This is a genomic window from Vibrio sp. 10N.286.45.E10, from assembly GCF_002874195.2.
GTDB classification, from domain to species: Bacteria; Pseudomonadota; Gammaproteobacteria; order Enterobacterales; family Vibrionaceae; genus Vibrio; species Vibrio crassostreae.
Genome location: NZ_MCWD02000002.1, coordinates 824878 through 842549, shown reverse-complemented (window position 1 = coordinate 842549; position 17672 = coordinate 824878). Strand labels below are relative to the sequence as shown.

Below are 17672 nucleotides of genomic sequence, written 5' to 3'. Positions count from 1 at the left end.
ATTGGCCTTCTATGTTAGAATTACCGGCTAGCTCGGAATGCGCTGAGTATCTGATTTAGTTAACTATAATTTAATCACCATGAGTGCTTTTTTAAGTTTTTAGAATGAAAAAATATGAATTAGTTGTTCAAGATATTGTGAGCAAAATTTGCCAAAACAGTATCAGCCATAAGCTTCCTGCTGAAAGAGAACTATCTGAAATATATGGATTATCTCGTTTCACGATTCGCAAAGCACTAGCCAAGCTAGAGGCTATTGGCATGGTGAAATCTAAGGTGGGTTCTGGTTACTTCGTCAACACTTCTCTGATTGGTACACCACTGGTGTACAACTCCATTACTGAAAACAGTTTTGAAGAGATCTCTTATAAAAAGCTCCAGCTGAATAAAGCGCTACCCGATAACCACGAACAGCAGATTTTTTCTTTAGACAACAATGACTACATTTGGAAAATTAGACGGCTTCGATTGATTAACAACAAAGTAGTTCAAATAGAAGAAGCCAAGATCCCTGTTAACGTCTTCCCAGAAATGAATGCCGAGATCATTGAAAGCTCAATCCAGAAACATGCATTGGCGAAAGGCCTTCAGATCGATAGCTACTTAACAACGTATCAAGCGATCAATGTTTCTAAAGAAGATGCGGAGTTGCTCGGCTGCAAAAAAAATGCGGCAGTCATGAATATCACCAACCGAGGTTTCTTAGCATCGGGGGAACTGTTCATCGTCAGTGATATTATCGACATCAACTACCAATGCACCTACCACACGCCTTTTAACAGTGAGAGCATGAGCTTCCGAGATAAGAAGTAACCTTTAAATTCGATTTAATATGGTTAATTTTTATATATAAGTTAATTACGCTATAGATTAGCCACTAATACTATTTCACATCTAGTATCATTAATTTAGTGATACTAGAAATATAATTTTTGATAATACGTAATATCTGGTAAATATATTAAATAAGAAAATGGTCGCTTATAGCGACCATTTGATATTAAAAATACGAGTTAAGGGGTATGAATCGCGCCATCAGGAAGGCGACTTTGAGTCCACTCATGGGGGCGATACATAACAGGGAACTCTGCTGCAACTTCTCGGTCGATTTCAACACCAATACCTGCGATTTCAGAAGCGTATAAGTAGCCATTAATTGGCTCTGCAGCGTTCGGGAATACCTTGTTCGTATTCTCGTTGTACTCGACATGTTCTTGAATGGCGGCATTGTGTAAATGCACATTCAAATGCGTGTTTACCGCTGCGCCAATTGGCGTCATATCTGGTGGGCAATGCCATGCAATACGAACACCGAAGTTCTGACATAGATGGCCGAGTTTCAGAGCAGGAGTAATGCCACCAATCTGTGAAACATGACAACGAATGAAGTCAATGCGACGGTTAGCAATCAATGATTTCCACTCTTCAGGGTTATTAAATAACTCCCCTAAACCTAATGAAACTGAGCTTTGGCTACGAATATTATCCAACCATTCCGTTTGATTTGGCGGCAGAATATCTTCAATGAAGTAAGGCTTATATTGCTCGACTTCTTTGGCAAATTGTATCGCTTGGTTCGGGAATAGGCGCTCATGCACATCATGAAGAATATGGAATTGGTTACCATATTTCTCTCTCAGCGACTTAAACATCGTTAGAGTATTGTCCATGTACTGATCTTGGTCGTAATATGAGCCTTCAGTCGGGTTTTGAGTGGTATGCAAATCGGTTGGAACGCCGCCATAGAAACCAAGCTGACAACGAATGTGCTTGTAGCCTTTGTCTAGGAAAGATTCCACCAGCTCATAAATACCTTCCATTGTGTCGCTAGTCGCGTGTGTGTATACAGGAATAGCATCACGAGACTTACCACCAAATAACTGGTGTAACGGCATACCCGCCAATTTGGCTTTAATATCCCACAGTGCCATATCAACACCGGAAATTGCATTATTGATAACAGGGCCATTTCGCCAATAAGCGTTGACCATCATCATTTGCCATAAGTCTTCAATATTGTTGGCATTTTTACCAATAAGAATAGGTTTTAAATATTCATCGACCATTGTTTTTACAGCAAGCGGTCTTTGTTGGAATGTCGCACAACCAAACCCAGTCACTCCTTCATTCGTTTCAACTACCACAGTAATGAGATTGTGTCTGTCTGGTTTAGTAATAATACAATGGATATCAGATATAATAGTTTCTTTCACAATTAAATAACCTAAACTTAAGTCAACTCCTATTATCTAACCGCTTTAAAAATCACATTTCAAGCGCTAATTTTCGCCTAAAAATAATTGGTACGTTAAGTGTTTTTTTTTTGATAAACAAAACATACCAATTGGCCAAAAACGGTGAAAAATTAATTTTTCGGATTTTAAATGTGATTGAGATCTCTTTTTACTCCGTTGGATTTAAATTGGTTGTCGTTATGATTTCTCGAGTTAAATATATTCCAATAACAGGTGTAGTATACAAATGGTAGAAAAGAGTGATGCCGTTATTAATAACTCAAAGTCATCATCGAAGAAGAAAAATTTCAAAGAAAATATACAGTTATTAATCACTGCACTTGGTGGTGAAGACAATATCGTGAGTATCACGCACTGTATGACAAGGCTGAGATTCAAATTATCAGACGAGTCACTGGTAGACGAAGAAGCGATCAAGCAGATCGCAGATGTGAAAGGTGTGGTACTTCAACAAGGTCAAACTCAAGTCATCATCGGTGTTGAGGTAGAGAAATGGTTCAACGCGCTATCAAACACTCAACAAGCTGACGCTAATCCGGCTGATGAGCTAGAGAAAGGCAAGCTGTTCCAAGGCGTGATGCGCATTGTCGCGGGCATCTTTGGTCCAGTTGTACCCGCAATCGCTGGCGCTGGTATGTTGATGGGCCTGTTGTCTGGCCTTATTGCAACCAATGTTATCTCTGAAACCTCAGACACGGTTTACTTCTTCCGTTCTATCTCTGTTGCTGTGTTCTTCTTCTTACCTATGTTGGTTTCTTTCTCTGCAGCCAAGGTCTTTAAAGTAAATGAGTACATAGCTCTTGCTGTTTCGTTTGCAATGCTAGCACCCAAGCTAGTAGATAAAGCGGCGATGCTAAAAGATGCTGGCGCTGCACCTGAGCTGACGGTTCTTGGTGTGGTTCCTATTGAACTGCTCAACTACGGCGGTGCTATCGTACCAGCTATTCTCGCTATCTGGTTATTGTCTAAAGTGACTCCGTTAGTTGACCGTCTAGTACCTTCTTCTGCAAAACCAGTATTTACGCCACTGCTTGCCTTTACGGTGACTTCAACCATCACACTTTCATTTGTTGGCCCTGCTGGTATCTGGCTAAGTAATGGCGCGGGTTGGGTAATGAGTTCACTACTGGAGATCTCTCCGACTTTGACGGGCTTTGTGTTTGGTTTAACTCGTCCTATTACGATTGTGTTTGGTATTCACCACAGCATGACACCAATCAGCCTCAACAACTTTGCACTGTATGGTAAGGATCTACTTATGCCGATCATGTGTTTGGGTAACATGGCAATTGCTGGCGCGACAATGGCTATCTGGCATAAGCAACGTAAAACGGTACCTAAAGAGCAATCTTCAATTACGATGGGCTCAAGTGTTACCGCGATCTTAGGCATCACGGAGCCGGCTCTATTTGGTGTACTAACGAAATACACCAAAGCAATGATGACCGCGAGTTTGGCTGCAGGTGTGTTCGGTGCTATCTCGGTAACAATCGATACGCACTTAACAAGCTACATTCTTTCTTCTGTATTCAGCTTACCGGCTTACCTTGCAGGCGGTACGCAAAACTTCATTCAAGCACTAATGGGCGTGGTTGGTGTGTTCGCACTGTCTTATGTTCTAACGCTGTTGTTCGTGAAACTAGACAACAAGTAAGACCTCCTCTCAAGCTATTGGGAAAAGAATCAACGTGGCTACTTTCCTTGTAGCCACGTTCCATCATTTATATCTAGCAATACCAATCTTTCTGTAAGGGCACACTATGAGCCACATTGCGATTATCGGCGAGTGCATGATAGAACTGAACGGCGCTCCATTCGGTTCCATGCAACAGACCTATGGTGGGGATACGCTCAACGCCGCTGTTTATTTGAACCGAAGTGCCACCAGCTATTCCTGTTCGTCAGATGCACCTATGATTCGTACCAGTTATGTCACAGCGTTAGGCTCAGACGCTATCAGCCAAGAGATGCTTAACCGATGGCAAGATGAAGGGCTATCAACCGAGTTTGTGCTTATTGATGAACAGCGTTCACCCGGACTCTATCTCATTCAACTCGACGATGTTGGCGAGCGCACATTTCTGTATTGGCGTAATGACTCGGCTGCTCGCTACATGGTACAGCACCCAGATTTCGACAAAATAACCGCCCAACTTGAAGATGTCGATATGGTGTTTTTGAGTGGAATCTCTCTGGCGATCTTGCCTCATGGCGATCAGCTAAAGTTGCTCACTATCATCCAAGGTCTACGTGAACGTGGCGTGGCCATCGCCTTTGATAGTAACTACCGACCAAAGTTGTGGGACTCACAAGACGCAACCAAAGAAGCTTATCAGCTTGCCTATAAAGCGACAGATATCGCCTTGGTCACCTTCGACGATGAGCAACTTTTATGGCAAGACGCCCAGCCACAAGACACCATAAAAAGACTGCATGCACTCGGCGTCAAAACTGTTGTTGTAAAGCTTGGTGCTGAAGGCTGCTTGATCAGTGAAAGCCCCAAAGATGTGCCAATAAAAGTCACAACAACACCTGTCGAGACGGTGGTTGATAGCACCTCTGCAGGCGACTCTTTTAACGGTGGTTTCTTATCTTGTTACCTCGCTGGAGGTTCTGTTTCAGAAGCCTGCCAACAAGGTAATGCACTCGCGAGACTAGTGATTCAGCACCACGGTGCAATTATTCCAAAAGCCATCACCGACACTCTTTTAAACCCTATTAAGAAGTAAACCATGCCTACAATTAATGACCAATTAAAAGCACTTAAAGTTATCCCTGTTATCGCCATTGATAACGCAGAGGATATTATCCCTCTAGGCAAAGTATTGGCTGAGAATGGGTTGCCAGCGGCTGAGATTACGTTCCGTTCAGACGCCGCTGTTGAAGCGATTCGACTACTTCGCCAAGCACAGCCAGAGATGCTGATCGGCGCAGGAACTATCTTAAATGGCGAGCAAGCACTCGCTGCTAAAGAAGCGGGCGCGACCTTTGTGGTATCACCGGGCTTTAATCCGAACACAGTTAAAGCATGCCAAGAGATCGGCATCGATATCATTCCAGGTGTGAACAATCCAAGCACCGTTGAAGCAGCACTTGAGATGGGACTAACGACTCTCAAGTTTTTCCCTGCCGAAGCTTCAGTTGGAATCAGGATGGTTAAGTCACTCGTTGGTCCATACGGCGACATTAGACTCATGCCTACAGGCGGTATCACGCCATCAAACATCGATAACTACTTAGCGGTGCCTCAAGTATTAGCCTGCGGTGGTACATGGATGGTCGACAAGAAACTCGTTGAAAATGGAGAGTGGGATGAGATTGCCCGCTTAACACGCGAGATTGTCGAGCAAGTGAATCGCTAATCGATAACGATCTACAAAGCACAAATTCTCTTGATTCCATCGCAACAAAGCCACAGCACATGCTGTGGCTTTGCTTTTATCGGGTTGTATCAATATCGCTAACTGTCTTTCGTTGTTAACGGCCGCTTCCCATCACATGCCCCTTTCTCAAGGTCGTATAGAGGGCTAGCTCCATGACTGCTCCATCGGTGATCTTCTCTAGCTAATTTTCTATATTGAGTCGGCGTGACACCTATGTACGTTTGGAAGGTTTCATAGAATCGGCTACTCGAATTAAAGCCCACCGTGAGTGAGATATCGAGAATGGTTCTATCTGTATCACTCAGCAAAGCACGAGCGTGGTTGATGCGCATCGCAGTAATGTACTGCTTAATAGTCATCTGCATCGTTCGCTGAAATACGTTCATCGCGTAGTTGCTGTGTAACCCGATATGTTCAGCGATATCTTTAACGGTCAATGGCTGATTATGGTGAGTCGCAATATATTCCAACATCTGGCTGACATAGAATTGCGAGTGTTTCGATACCCCTTTCTTAGTCGACTTATCCTGTCGATTTACCAACAGTTGTTGCCAGCCATCAAGGCAGATTCGTTTAAGCATTAGGCCAATTTCATCCATAGCCAACTGTTGACGACTTTCGGACGAATGCTTTATCTCCTCTGCCCAACGTGAGATTTCAAACTCACTGATCAGCGAACAAGAATTCGATTGCAACACACTGCCGTGAGTGATCTGGTTGACTAAATCCCGACTGAGAGCCCACGACATAAAATGGTGAATCGGTATGTTGATGATTCCCATATTATGGCATTGGCCTGGATTCGTCAGTCGATGCGGTACCGATGCCCAAAACAAGCCAATCGACCCACTTTTGACCACAACCGGGCTACCGTTAATGATGTACTCCACATCATCGCCAAAGGGTATATTCACCTCAATTTGACCATGCCAATGATAACCAGGCATGGAATGAGGGGCTCTGAGTTCAATATCGATTTTCTCATAGGAAGAATAGAGAGACAGTGGGCTTACCGACACGGTCTCGGATGAATACTTATCTAAAGTGATAATTCTCACCGTATCTGGGGCTGATTGCGGCATATCTCGCTCCTTAGGAAATCGTATAGCTGAGTTTTAACAGTTCCTCGATAATAAAACTCTGAAGGCGATCATAGAGACGCAGTACCCCAATTCATAAGATCATCACGATGTGATTAGAGTCAGTATCTTAAGTGCAAAACTAGCCTCATTGCATATCCTCTCTCCTTAAAAGCCAACAAGTTATCCCATTTCCTAAGATTTCTATTTAGTGATTTAAAAATATTAGAAAACAGGAGAGCTATTCGATTATCTGAGACGAATCGACATGGGTTCTAGGTGTAATTTATCTGCATCAACAAAGAACTCAGAGAAATAAAGGATCCCACTATGCAAAGCCCTAAAATCACATTCATCGGTGCAGGCTCAACCATTTTTGTTAAGAACATTCTTGGCGACGTTTTCCACCGTTCAGCACTACAAAATGCTCATGTCGCATTGATGGATATTGATGAGAATCGATTAGAAGAGTCTCACCTTGTCGTCAGTAAGTTGATGGAATCATCCAGTGCGACTGGCTCTATCTCATGCCATTTAGATCAAAAAGAGGCACTACAAGGTGCAGATTTTGTTGTCATAGCCTTTCAAATCGGTGGCTACGAGCCATGTACCGTCACAGATTTCGAAGTGTGTAAGCGCCATGGTCTGGAACAAACCATCGCAGACACACTAGGCCCAGGCGGTATTATGCGTTCGCTACGCACAGTCCCGCATCTTTGGAGTGTCTGTGAAGATATGACTGAGGTTTGCCCGAACGCGACCATGCTTAACTACGTCAACCCAATGGCAATGAACACATGGGCAATGTACGAGAAGTATCCACACATTAAACAAGTCGGTTTGTGTCACTCAGTACAAGGTACCGCAGAAGAACTAGCACGCGACCTAGACTTAGATTACGCAGATCTTCGCTATACCTGCGCAGGCATTAACCACATGGCTTACTACCTAACCCTCGAGAAAAAAACAGAAAGCGGTGAGTACGTCGACATTTATCCAGACCTACTTGAAGCCTTTGAGAGTGGCCAAGCGCCTAAGCCGGGTATTTATCACAATGGTCGCTGCACCAACTTAGTCCGCTATGAGATGTTTAAGAAGCTTGGCTACTTCGTGACAGAGTCTTCTGAACATTTTTCTGAATACACCCCCTACTTTATCAAGCCAAATCGTCCAGATTTAATCGAACGTTATAAAGTGCCACTTGATGAATACCCTAAACGTTGTGTCGAACAAATTGCCGATTGGAAAAAAGACCTTCAAGAGTTCAAAACGGCCGATAAGATCACCGTTGAGGAATCTCACGAATACGCTAGCACCATCATGAATTCTATCTGGACGGGTACACCTAGCGTCATCTATGGCAACGTTAAAAACGAAGCCTTAATCGATAACCTGCCGCACGGTTGCTGTGTTGAAGTCGCCTGTTTAGTCGATGCCAATGGTGTGCAACCAATCAAAGCTGGCCGCCTACCAAATCACTTGGCCGCATTGATGCAAACTAACATCAACGTCCAAACTCTATTAACAGAAGCCATTCTCACTGAAAACCGCGACCGTATTTATCATGCTGCGATGCTTGACCCTCATACTGCCGCCGTACTTGGAATAGAAGAGATATACGCGCTGGTTGATGACTTGATTGAAGCCCATCAGGGTTGGTTACCAGAGTGGGTTAACAAGTAACTTCATACTAAAAAAACATACAACAACGTGAATATCAACGCCTTCTCACCGAGGAGGCGTAAGGAGTGGCAATGAGTATCTCTATGAATACCAAGCTAAGTTATGGCTTTGGCGCATTTGGTAAAGACTTCGCAATCACCATCGTCTACATGTACCTAATGTTTTACTACACGGATGTAGTCGGTATTTCTGCCGCTACAGTCGGCACCATTTTCCTCGTCGCACGCATCTGGGATGCCGTCAATGACCCTATTATGGGGTGGTTAGTCAACAATACCCGCACTCGATGGGGCAAGTTCAAACCTTGGATTTTAATTGGCACACTGGCTAACTCCGTGGTTCTTCTGATGGTGTTTAGTGCGCATTACATCGAAGGTCCTTGGTTAATCGCATACGCCGCTGTAACCTATATCTTGTGGGGCATGACTTACACACTAATGGATATCCCTTTTTGGTCACTGGTCCCAACACTCACCTTAGATAAGCGTGAACGTGAAGAGCTCGTCCCATACCCTCGCTTCTTTGCTAGCCTAGCTTGGATTGTAACTGCGGCTATCGCAATGCCTTTCGTGAACTACGTAGGTGGGGACGATAAAGGGTTCGGCTTCCAGATTTTTACACTCTTGTTGATCGCTTGTTTCTTGGTATCAACTTTCATTACTTTGCGTAATGTAAAAGAACGTTATTCAACCGCCAACCTAGACACAAATCAACCTGAAGAAAAGGTTTCACTGAAAAAGCTACTGTCACTTATCTACAAAAACGACCAACTGACTAGTGTTTTGTGTATGGCTTTGTCTTATAACCTCGCGACCAACATCATTACAGCGTTCGCGGTTTACTACTTCACTTATGTGGTGGGTAATGAAGAACTTTTCCCTTACTACATGGCTTATGCAGGTATTGCTAACCTCATCACACTGGTGCTGTTCCCTAAACTTGCCCAGATGTTTTCACGCCGAGTTCTGTGGGCATGTGCATCGTCTTTCCCTATTTTAGGCAGCGCAGTACTCATCTACGTTGGCATGTACGACAAACAGAGCATTCTGCTGATATCAACAGCAGGCGTTTTTCTACAAATTGGTACAGCGCTATTCTGGGTACTTAACGTCATCATGGTGGCAGACACGGTCGATTACGGTGAGTTTAAACTGGGTTCTCGTTGCGAAAGCATCGCTTACTCAGTGCAAACCTTGGTCGTAAAAGCAGGTTCGGCATTTGCCGCTTTCTTTATCGGTATCGCGCTCACCGCTGTTGATTATGTACCTAACGTAACGCAAAGCCCTGAAACCGTATTCGGCATGCAATGCATCATGGTTGGTCTACCAGCTTTCTTCTTTGCCATTGCGCTAATCATCTACTTCCGCTTTTACAAGCTGAACGGCGCATATCACCAAAAGATCCAAGACCACCTCACTGAAAAATATGACCACATTACAAACGAAGGCTCAGATAAAGGGGAAACCGCAAAACCGACAGAACCGGCACAAGTCGTATAGCATGAAATCACATCGAACAGTTTACATATACAATTAAAAGCGCAAACACAAACAACAAAGCCACAGCGTATGCTGTGGCTTTGTTGTTAGTTAATCGGCTCTAACCAACACCTTGATTAAGCAACCAATAACTCACTGGGTTATCAGGGCATTGATAAGGCCCACACTCAGCAAACGTAGCAATAGCATTGAGCGCAACCACAACGATTGCCAGTAAGCACGCAATACGCCCTAGATTGCTCATTTTGTATGGTTCTTGAGTTTCTATCTTATTCGTTAGTATCAAGATCACAGCAACCGCAAAGATAGTGGCCGTGAACAAAACAAAAGCCCACGTATAATAATGCATCCCGAGGATGGGGCTACCATAGCCAGGCGTACCGGGAATTACATGTAACGAGACCTGTCTTAGCGAGGTAGCAACACCATATAAAGCGCCAATTAGGACGATGCCATAGTGGCGAGATTGAGGCCCATAAACCACATTCAACATGAAGCCAAACGCCACCATCACAAAGCCAATACGTTGTAATAAGCATAACGGACAAGGCAACTCATTAAGAACAAACTGAAGAATAAAGCCGATCAACAAAACGGCTGTCATACCTAGCAAGCCAAGTGTATTCAAGAGAGTTAACTGATTTCGATTCATGCTAGCTCCTTACAGTAAGATCGATAATGGGTCGGTGGCATGGTGGTTAAACCAATACAAACCTAGGATCACTGAGCTAGCAAAAAAGCCATAAGCAGCGGTCTTCTTATCGAAAAAGGCGCATAGCATCGCCACTAGTAACAACAAAAACAGTAAAGACATCATAAGAGGTTTTTCCTTTCTATTTATCCTGTTCAGTCAGACTAAACGTCATAACGAATATCCACACCGATGCTCTTAATCATTCAAGTTCGGTAAATCGATGGATTACGAATTGAAGATCATCAACTTAATAGTTGTTAGTAAGATCCAAGCTGTCAAGTTTGGGGCCTCGTACTGAGTACTCACAAGTACGTTGAGGCAACTAATGAACAGATGATGCGCGTTAATGTTGATGGCAGATAAGGTTGGCGAATATGTGAATGAAGTTAGGCTTGGGGGAATATTAGGGGCTACTTTTACTGTACCCAAAAGCAAAAAACCTAGCGAAAGGTCGCTAGGTTTTAAATACAAAATGAGGTAATACAAGCTTACTTCAGCGGGTCATTGTCCGGCAGTGCCTTATGAAGCCATAGTGCTAAACGCTTCTTGATGTTCGCGCCATCAAGCTTATCGTCAGGTAACGGTGTGATCTGATTGACTTCAACAAGGAACAAGTACACCGCTTTAACCTTTATCGGTTGGGATGAATTTGGCAAATCAAAACCTTGTAGTTTTGCCATCTTAAAACCGACTTCAACTGCTTTTTTTACCAGCTTATCTTCATTAATGATCTTCGCGGTTTTCGACATATCATCTCCATCATCTTTATCGAACGAGTACTGAGTATATCAAACAGAAAAACTCACAAGATTACCTCGCTCTCAATTTGAGGAGTCGCTTTGATAAATAACATAAAACGAATAACAGGCTCTAGGCTGATTCAAATTTGGTTGGTATTTACGATATCAATGGCTATACGCAAACGAGCTCTTAATAAAAAACTCAGTAAATGAGATCTTAAGTCAAAAACTGAAAATCGAACAATATTTAACTTACCATCCTAAAGAATACGGAATACTATGATTATCATTTAGGTGATATACATTCTATAGAATACAAATAAACCTATGTTATTTAACCAGTTTTATAGTAAAACGACTTAGGTCATATTTACAGGTTCCTGTAACAGAATATTATTTACAAAACACTCATTAAGAAAATAGAATAAACCCACTAATATTATACTGGTGTTAAAAATGCGTTACCTATGGGCTTCATTCTGTCATAAAAACCCGATCATCGGACGAATCGTTCATATCCTTGTTATGTTGGTAGCGTTAGCTTCTATCGTCGTTCCATTGATATCAAAAGACGCAACAACCATCTTGGTTTCATTGGGTGTTGCTCTGGTCTGTTTTGTGTTGTTTGTGTTCTTTGCCCTGGCCGACAAAATGCGTTCAGGCATGCACTAATCAGCCAATCAGTTCTCTATTCACCAAGCGTTCTCTTTTTAAAAAATCATTATAAAATGCTGGTTACCAGATACGGAAAAGCCCAAAGTTATTAGCTTTGGGCTTTTTGATATCAGTAATCATTAACTCAGCAACGCGCTTAATATAAGTGTACAAATTCTTCGATTCGACTCTTACCGCGCAATAATAAAAAGTTCAAAAAGCGGGATGTTGAGGTCGTGATTATTTTGTCTGCTTCCACACCATGCTTTTCAAGTAATGCTTTTACGAGATCCAAATGAGCAATCTCTTCACAGAAATGCGCATCAGAACCTGTAGAAAAGTAAACGCCAACTCGCTTGCCGATCTCGACAATTTTTGAACATCGCACATCGCTTCCTTTTCGGCTCTTGCCTGTCAGTGACGTATTGTTCACTTCAATCGCAACATTGTGCTCCTTTGCGCACTGCAGAACCGCTTCCATATCAAACTGATAGTTTGGGTTCCCTAAGTGCCCCAACACATCAACTTTACCACTCTTAATAACATTCATTAATGCCTGTGTGTGTTCTTGCTTCGTCGAGGGCTTGAAAACTGGTTCATGTAAACTAGCAATCACCCAGTCTAAATGTTGGTAAGAAGAAGGAGGAAGATCCAACTCACCTGCAATGTTCAGCGTGTTAGCTTCCACACCGCGCAAGATACCGACACCATGAAGAAAGCGGGGCAAAATCCTTTGGTTGTTGAAAAACCAGTAGTGGGGGGCTCCCGGCATTTCAGGAGCATGATCCGTTGTACAAAGGAGTTTTAGCCCCTTATTTTTTGATGCTAGAGCATTCTCAATAATGGTGCTATAGGCATGGCCACTTGCCAATGTATGGGTATGGCTGTCGACAACAATCTCCATCATGACCTCCTAATTTGTTTAATTAATTTCAAACGAACCGTCTTGGTTCATATACAGAGTCAGATCAGCCTTAATCGAATGGTTTAAGACTTTAGCCACGTTCTTCGAATCCGACTTTTCGTAAAAATCTTGTGCCGCTTCCGGAGTTGAGCCGCCACGAATTTTTCGGTTAACAAGGCGCTCTTCTAGAAACTTGGGATCGGTATCGATAAAGATAGTGAAATCCGCCAACTCATGTAGCCCATTCCAGACAGGCTCATCTAGCAACAACCAATTGCCCTCAATCACCACGATCTCTTCATTGACGGCTATCGCATTATCTACTGGGTCATGAAGGTTGCGGTCATAATATGGCCACATTGGGTCTTTGATCTTAAGCTGTTTAAGTTTTTCAATCAGTGACGTTAAATTAAAGGTTTCGTAAGCCCCTTTAATGGTGCGAAGTTGAATTTTTTCATCTTCTCGAACGATATAGTTTGAATCCAATATTTCGTTAGGATAATGAAAGCCATCAAATGGCAAAACTTGAAGTGGCTGACAATTCGCTTCTGTCTGTGACAAATGCTCCCAAAACGCGGCTAACGTCGATTTGCCACTACCAGGAGGCGCAGCTAAGAAGATGACCGTTCGATCATTTTTCTGTTTGTAGAGCGAGGTGAATTTTTCAACCAGCGGTTTATGAATAAGCTCAATGTCGCGATCGGGAAAAACAGCTTCTGTTTCAAAGCCACTGACGTTTAATGACACTTGCATGCTAACAACCTTAATTTAGTATTTCTTTCTCAACAGTTTCTAACAAGCTTTCACAAGATAGTTTGAGAACCGTCTTGATGAGCGACTCGTAGCGAGCTTTAGAAAATGCATCGAATGACGAAAATTTCAATTGATTAATAGAGTCTAAATAGATGTTGTTTTCAGCTTTAGAGAATGTCGACTGATTACAAATAAAGTCGTAAATCATGTCATCATTAAATTGGATCGCGTTAGGTTGCTTGATAACAAACCCATGCATTTGTTCGAACAATCCAATATCGGCATAAGTTTCCAACGATATTTTTCCCATGGCGAACATCAATTTTGATACCACATCAATTTCCACTAAAGGGCCATCTTCTTTAAGAAGAGGCGTCACCGCATACTCTAGAACCAAGGGATCTTGTACAAACACCCTTGGAAGCAGTTGCTTTAACTTTGAGTTGATCAGTTTATGAGATACTTTAATGAAACAAGTCGCATTGGCGCACTCTTCTAGAGCATCTAATAATTCTTCTTGGACTGTAATATCTAACTTCCTCATGCATTGTGGTAGCAGGCAGGCTAGCTACCACAATATCAATTGTCGATTAAACCGTTAAATTCACATCGTAGAACTCAAGCAGAGCTTTTTCTGCCTGTTCATTCCATACGTAATTATTGGCTTTAACAATAGCGTCAAGTTCGTTAAAGAACGGAGCAACGTCCGCTAAGGTATGAAACTCATCTATCGCTGTTAGTGGCATATCTATATGAGGGTAAATCAATTTCTTGCCACCTGGAAGATCCAGCTGGTTCAAAATGGTATGTGGCGCGGCTTCAAGGCCACCGATGTGCGTTAACATGAACGATGGGTTGATCTTGCCTGCTTCTGACAGCTCTACTGACTCAATCAAATCACCTGTTGAACCACCAGAGGTACCAACGATATGCGTTGATTCGTAGTGAACGTTGTAGAAATTAAACGGTACTTTGAATTGCTTATCCGTAGGTCCAGCAAAGAAGTTTAAACAGCCATCATTACCAAGTAGCTCATCGGCTTGCTCTAGCACCTGTGCAACCGCAGCGTATACCATGACATCGTCATAGCCTTTATCTTTATTCAAACTTTTTAGGTAGGTAACCGGGTCATCAACTTTAGCGGTATTCACATAATGTAATTCAATACCATTTTCCGCGGCTTTTGATACTGGAATAAGGCTTTCAGCGCGCGCTAAACGTGCTTCATCAATGTCAGTCACTACAATCAAGCTTGGTTTCACGGGTCCGTTAATCGCATAATCAATCGCACCGATCCCCATAGGGCCAGCACACGCAAGTAAAGCAAGTGAGCCGCCTTCTTTAATACCCATTTGATGCTCATAAACATATTGCGTTGTATGGTAGCTCGCATGGAATGCACCAATAATGCAAGACATTGGCTCTGCTAACGATGCATTTGCGTAATATGGGCTTTTGTATGGAAGGACACAATCAAGGTCGATCGCCACTTTCGGGATAATTGAGTAAGTCGCATTCCCGCCAAAGGTTTCGTAGCTATAGCCTGCTGAGTAGCCAGTTGGTAGGCCCATTGCAGGTTGCAGTACAAATGGTTCGCCCGGCTTGAAGCGATCTTTTAGATTAGCGCCAACTTCAACAATCACACCCGCATATTCGTGGCCTGTCATCACTGGCACTTCAGAGATGTTGTCAGGAACTCGCTTATGATTACTACCTAGCAGTGCTGCTTTGTAAGTTGACAGGCAAATGCTATTAGAAATATTTTTTACTAGCAGTTCATCATCCGAAATCTTTGGTAGCTCAAAGGTTCTAAGTTGAACGTCTTTCTCACCACAAATTACCGCTGCAGTTGTTTGAACCATGATTTTATCTCCGAAAAGTGGGGCCAATAACTGACCCCAGAATATTAATTAAGCTTGCTGACCGATGGTGTCCATTAGGTTGTCTAATGCTGGGTCATGTAGGAAGTTCTTGATGGTCACCACAGGCAGGCCTGTTGCTTTGATTGCTCGACTCTCTAGACTCTCGTGGGTCACCACCACGTCCGCGTTACTCGGCACTTTTTCGATTGCGAAGTTCTTCACTTCAACGTTAAAGCCGGCTTTTTCGAGTTTGCGTTTGAACGTTGAGGCGCCCATGGCACTTGAGCCCATCCCTGCATCGCATGCAAAAGCTACAAATTTGATGTCTTTCGCTGCAGTTTTCACTGCTGAAGCAGGTGTTTTAGCCACTGAACCTTCTGCTTTCATGTCTTTCATGTCAGTCATCGATTGTTCGAACTCATCTTCAGTCTCTTCCTTCTTGCTCACTTTTAGGATTGCACTTGCCACTAGGAAAGACACAATCGTTGCTGTTGCTACACCGGCGATGGTCGCGAAGAAGCTACCTTTTGGTGTTAGAGCTAGGTAAGAGAAGATAGAGCCAGGACTTGGACCTGCAACCAGACCACCATCAAGTAGGTTGAACGTTGCGATGCCTGTCGCTGCACCTGCAATCATCGCTATAATCATGATTGGCTTCATTAGCACGTATGGGAAGTACAACTCATGGATACCACCGAAGAAGTGGATGATGATTGCACTTGGCGCTGATTTCTTACTTAGACCTTGACCAAACTTAGCGTAAGCCAGAAGCATACCTAAACCAGGGCCAGGGTTAGACGCCACCATAAAGAAGATAGATTTGCCCGTTTCCGCCGCTGTTTGCAGGCCTAGTGGGTAGTAGATACCTTGGTCGATAGCGTTGTTCAGGAATAGAACTTTTGCTGGCTCGTTAATAATTGCAAGTAACGGTAGGAAGCCAGTCGCAACCAGTGCTTCAATGCCCGATTTAACGAATAGGTTCGCTGCAGTCACTGCAGGGCCAACAATCGCGTAAGCAAATAGACACATCAACATGCCGAAGATACCTAGCGAGAAGTTGTTTACCACCATCTCGAAACCAGAAGGGATCTTGTCTTGTAAACGTTTATCGATTTGAACGATTACCCAGCCACTCAATGGGCCCATAATCATCGCACCTACAAACATTGGAATCTCGGCGCCAGCGATAACACCCATGGTACCGATAGCACCCGCTACCGCCCCACGCTTATCACCGACAATTTGACCACCGGTGTAACCGATAAGTAATGGCAGTAAGTAAGTTATCATTGGACCGACTAACTCGCCGAAATATTCGTTAGGCATCCAACCCGTTGGAATAAATAATGCGGTAATAAAGCCCCACGCAATGAAGGCTCCGATATTTGGCAAAACCATCGCGGTCAGATGACCACCGAAGGCTTGTATTCTGGCTCGTAAATTTGTAGACACGTTATATTCCTTATACAAGGTTATTATTAGTAACTTTTAATTATTTCAAGCACGTCTTGTTTCGATGAAGAAGCGGCCAGTTTGGCAATATTTTCCTCATCACAAAGCATTTCGCTTAATGCTTGAATCACTTCAATGTGAGTATCTGAATCTTGTGCTGCTAGGGTCAGTAATACATGCGCTGGTCCCATATCTGAACCGAAATCGACTGGGTTAGAAAACACATGGATACCAAGGCCTGTTTTTAAAACCCCAGCCTCAGGGCGAGCATGAGGCATTGCAATACCTGGACAAAGCACGTAATAAGGTCCATTATCATACGTTGACTGAATAATCGCATCCGCATACTTATCGGTTACATAACCTTTATCCTGCAAATAACGCGTCGTTTCTTTAACTGCATCTTCCCACTGATATTCTGAGTGGTTAATGACGTCAATTAAGTCATGGTCAATAAGGTCATAAAGCATAATAAATCCCAGTTATTCGTGTTCGTTGTTGTTGGGTTTATTATCAATGGAAGTATCGAATTAGAGAAATAACCAATAAAGTAGACGGGGATCACTAAAAATATCGAGTCAATCACCATTTAATGCTGAACATCACGATAATCACGTGTTATTTAGTTACAAATTTATAATTAACAACAAGTCAACTGCGTTAATTGGATGTAATCCACGAATTTGACATTATTTAAAAATCCATAAAATGTGAC

General features: G+C 43.0%; 18 protein-coding genes. 7 read left to right on the top strand and 11 right to left on the bottom strand.

The window, feature by feature from the left end:
* Window positions 1-104 precede the first annotated feature (104 nt).
* Entirely contained in the window at window positions 105-812 is a 708-nt protein-coding gene (locus BCU34_RS16825) for a GntR family transcriptional regulator (RefSeq protein WP_102480509.1), read from the top strand.
* 200 nt (window positions 813-1012) lie between these two features.
* On the opposite strand, the gene BCU34_RS16820 is transcribed toward BCU34_RS16825, so the two are convergent.
* Window positions 1013-2212 carry an enolase C-terminal domain-like protein gene (locus tag BCU34_RS16820; protein ID WP_048662511.1) on the bottom strand — a complete coding sequence of 400 codons (1200 nt, stop codon included), beginning with the start codon at window positions 2210-2212 and terminating at the stop codon, window positions 1013-1015.
* A gap of 262 nt (window positions 2213-2474) precedes the next feature.
* On the opposite strand from BCU34_RS16820, the gene BCU34_RS16815 reads away from it, so the two are divergent.
* From BCU34_RS16815 to BCU34_RS16805, 3 genes are all read left to right on the top strand, one after another.
* Window positions 2475-3908 carry a PTS transporter subunit EIIC gene (locus BCU34_RS16815; protein WP_102478409.1) on the top strand — a complete coding sequence of 478 codons (1434 nt, stop codon included), beginning with the start codon at window positions 2475-2477 and terminating at the stop codon, window positions 3906-3908.
* Window positions 3909-4014: 106 nt separating this feature from the next.
* Window positions 4015-4983 (top strand): sugar kinase, encoded by a 969-nt coding sequence (locus BCU34_RS16810; RefSeq protein ID WP_102478410.1) that lies wholly within the window; start codon window positions 4015-4017, stop codon window positions 4981-4983.
* A 3-nt stretch (window positions 4984-4986) separates the two neighbouring features.
* Window positions 4987-5616: a bifunctional 4-hydroxy-2-oxoglutarate aldolase/2-dehydro-3-deoxy-phosphogluconate aldolase gene (locus BCU34_RS16805; protein WP_102478411.1), complete on the top strand. Its 630-nt coding sequence runs from the start codon at window positions 4987-4989 to the stop codon at window positions 5614-5616.
* A gap of 98 nt (window positions 5617-5714) precedes the next feature.
* Here the strand turns inward: BCU34_RS16805 and melR are convergent, their stop codons facing one another.
* Window positions 5715-6719, bottom strand: a complete 1005-nt coding sequence (gene melR, locus BCU34_RS16800) for a transcriptional regulator MelR (protein ID WP_102478412.1) — start codon at window positions 6717-6719, stop codon at window positions 5715-5717.
* A gap of 327 nt (window positions 6720-7046) precedes the next feature.
* Here melR and BCU34_RS16795 point away from each other — a divergent pair, with 327 nt between their 5' ends.
* On the top strand, window positions 7047-8399 hold the full coding sequence (locus BCU34_RS16795) for an alpha-glucosidase/alpha-galactosidase (protein ID WP_102478413.1): 1353 nt from the start codon (window positions 7047-7049) through the stop codon (window positions 8397-8399).
* Between the two features lie 71 nt (window positions 8400-8470).
* Window positions 8471-9898: a melibiose:sodium transporter MelB gene (gene melB / locus BCU34_RS16790; RefSeq protein WP_102478414.1), complete on the top strand. Its 1428-nt coding sequence runs from the start codon at window positions 8471-8473 to the stop codon at window positions 9896-9898.
* Window positions 9899-9998: 100 nt separating this feature from the next.
* Here the strand turns inward: melB and BCU34_RS16785 are convergent, their stop codons facing one another.
* The 3 genes from BCU34_RS16785 to BCU34_RS16775 form a co-directional block, all read right to left on the bottom strand.
* Complete coding sequence (locus BCU34_RS16785) at window positions 9999-10550, bottom strand: disulfide bond formation protein B (RefSeq protein WP_102433561.1); 552 nt, start codon at window positions 10548-10550, stop codon at window positions 9999-10001.
* Between the two features lie 9 nt (window positions 10551-10559).
* Window positions 10560-10715, bottom strand: a complete 156-nt coding sequence (locus tag BCU34_RS16780) for a DUF5993 family protein (RefSeq protein ID WP_017061085.1) — start codon at window positions 10713-10715, stop codon at window positions 10560-10562.
* Window positions 10716-11080: 365 nt separating this feature from the next.
* Window positions 11081-11341, bottom strand: a complete 261-nt coding sequence (locus BCU34_RS16775) for a DUF5062 family protein (RefSeq protein WP_017061084.1) — start codon at window positions 11339-11341, stop codon at window positions 11081-11083.
* A gap of 447 nt (window positions 11342-11788) precedes the next feature.
* Here BCU34_RS16775 and BCU34_RS16770 point away from each other — a divergent pair, with 447 nt between their 5' ends.
* Complete coding sequence (locus BCU34_RS16770) at window positions 11789-12004, top strand: hypothetical protein (RefSeq protein WP_102432460.1); 216 nt, start codon at window positions 11789-11791, stop codon at window positions 12002-12004.
* Between the two features lie 139 nt (window positions 12005-12143).
* Here BCU34_RS16770 and BCU34_RS16765 read toward each other — a convergent pair whose 3' ends face one another.
* From BCU34_RS16765 to BCU34_RS16740, 6 genes are read right to left on the bottom strand one after another with little or no spacing between them, the layout of a single operon-like run.
* Window positions 12144-12890, bottom strand: a complete 747-nt coding sequence (locus BCU34_RS16765) for a phosphatase (protein ID WP_102480022.1) — start codon at window positions 12888-12890, stop codon at window positions 12144-12146.
* Between the two features lie 18 nt (window positions 12891-12908).
* On the bottom strand, window positions 12909-13643 hold the full coding sequence (locus BCU34_RS16760; RefSeq protein WP_102480019.1) for a nucleoside/nucleotide kinase family protein: 735 nt from the start codon (window positions 13641-13643) through the stop codon (window positions 12909-12911).
* 10 nt (window positions 13644-13653) lie between these two features.
* Window positions 13654-14187 (bottom strand): MltR family transcriptional regulator, encoded by a 534-nt coding sequence (locus BCU34_RS16755; protein WP_102480017.1) that lies wholly within the window; start codon window positions 14185-14187, stop codon window positions 13654-13656.
* Window positions 14188-14233: 46 nt separating this feature from the next.
* Window positions 14234-15505: a zinc-binding dehydrogenase gene (locus BCU34_RS16750; protein WP_102480015.1), complete on the bottom strand. Its 1272-nt coding sequence runs from the start codon at window positions 15503-15505 to the stop codon at window positions 14234-14236.
* 48 nt (window positions 15506-15553) lie between these two features.
* Window positions 15554-16957: a PTS mannitol transporter subunit IICB gene (locus BCU34_RS16745; RefSeq protein ID WP_102480013.1), complete on the bottom strand. Its 1404-nt coding sequence runs from the start codon at window positions 16955-16957 to the stop codon at window positions 15554-15556.
* Between the two features lie 26 nt (window positions 16958-16983).
* Complete coding sequence (locus BCU34_RS16740; protein ID WP_102480010.1) at window positions 16984-17427, bottom strand: PTS sugar transporter subunit IIA; 444 nt, start codon at window positions 17425-17427, stop codon at window positions 16984-16986.
* Window positions 17428-17672: the final 245 nt, after the last annotated feature.

Excerpts from the sequence above, each read along its gene's own strand:
- BCU34_RS16785 (WP_102433561.1), bottom strand. The coding sequence starts at position 10,550 with ATGAATCGAAATCAGTTAACTCTCTTGAATACACTTGGCTTGCTAGGT.
- BCU34_RS16740 (WP_102480010.1), bottom strand. The coding sequence starts at position 17,427 with ATGCTTTATGACCTTATTGACCATGACTTAATTGACGTCATTAACCAC.
- BCU34_RS16770 (WP_102432460.1), top strand. The coding sequence starts at position 11,789 with ATGCGTTACCTATGGGCTTCATTCTGTCATAAAAACCCGATCATCGGA.
- BCU34_RS16825 (WP_102480509.1), top strand. The coding sequence starts at position 105 with ATGAAAAAATATGAATTAGTTGTTCAAGATATTGTGAGCAAAATTTGC.
- BCU34_RS16755 (WP_102480017.1), bottom strand. The coding sequence starts at position 14,187 with ATGAGGAAGTTAGATATTACAGTCCAAGAAGAATTATTAGATGCTCTA.
- BCU34_RS16775 (WP_017061084.1), bottom strand. The coding sequence starts at position 11,341 with ATGTCGAAAACCGCGAAGATCATTAATGAAGATAAGCTGGTAAAAAAA.
- melB (WP_102478414.1), top strand. The coding sequence starts at position 8,471 with ATGAGTATCTCTATGAATACCAAGCTAAGTTATGGCTTTGGCGCATTT.
- BCU34_RS16795 (WP_102478413.1), top strand. The coding sequence starts at position 7,047 with ATGCAAAGCCCTAAAATCACATTCATCGGTGCAGGCTCAACCATTTTT.
- BCU34_RS16760 (WP_102480019.1), bottom strand. The coding sequence starts at position 13,643 with ATGCAAGTGTCATTAAACGTCAGTGGCTTTGAAACAGAAGCTGTTTTT.
- BCU34_RS16810 (WP_102478410.1), top strand. The coding sequence starts at position 4,015 with ATGAGCCACATTGCGATTATCGGCGAGTGCATGATAGAACTGAACGGC.
- BCU34_RS16750 (WP_102480015.1), bottom strand. The coding sequence starts at position 15,505 with ATGGTTCAAACAACTGCAGCGGTAATTTGTGGTGAGAAAGACGTTCAA.
- BCU34_RS16780 (WP_017061085.1), bottom strand. The coding sequence starts at position 10,715 with ATGATGTCTTTACTGTTTTTGTTGTTACTAGTGGCGATGCTATGCGCC.
- BCU34_RS16765 (WP_102480022.1), bottom strand. The coding sequence starts at position 12,890 with ATGGAGATTGTTGTCGACAGCCATACCCATACATTGGCAAGTGGCCAT.
- melR (WP_102478412.1), bottom strand. The coding sequence starts at position 6,719 with ATGCCGCAATCAGCCCCAGATACGGTGAGAATTATCACTTTAGATAAG.
- BCU34_RS16805 (WP_102478411.1), top strand. The coding sequence starts at position 4,987 with ATGCCTACAATTAATGACCAATTAAAAGCACTTAAAGTTATCCCTGTT.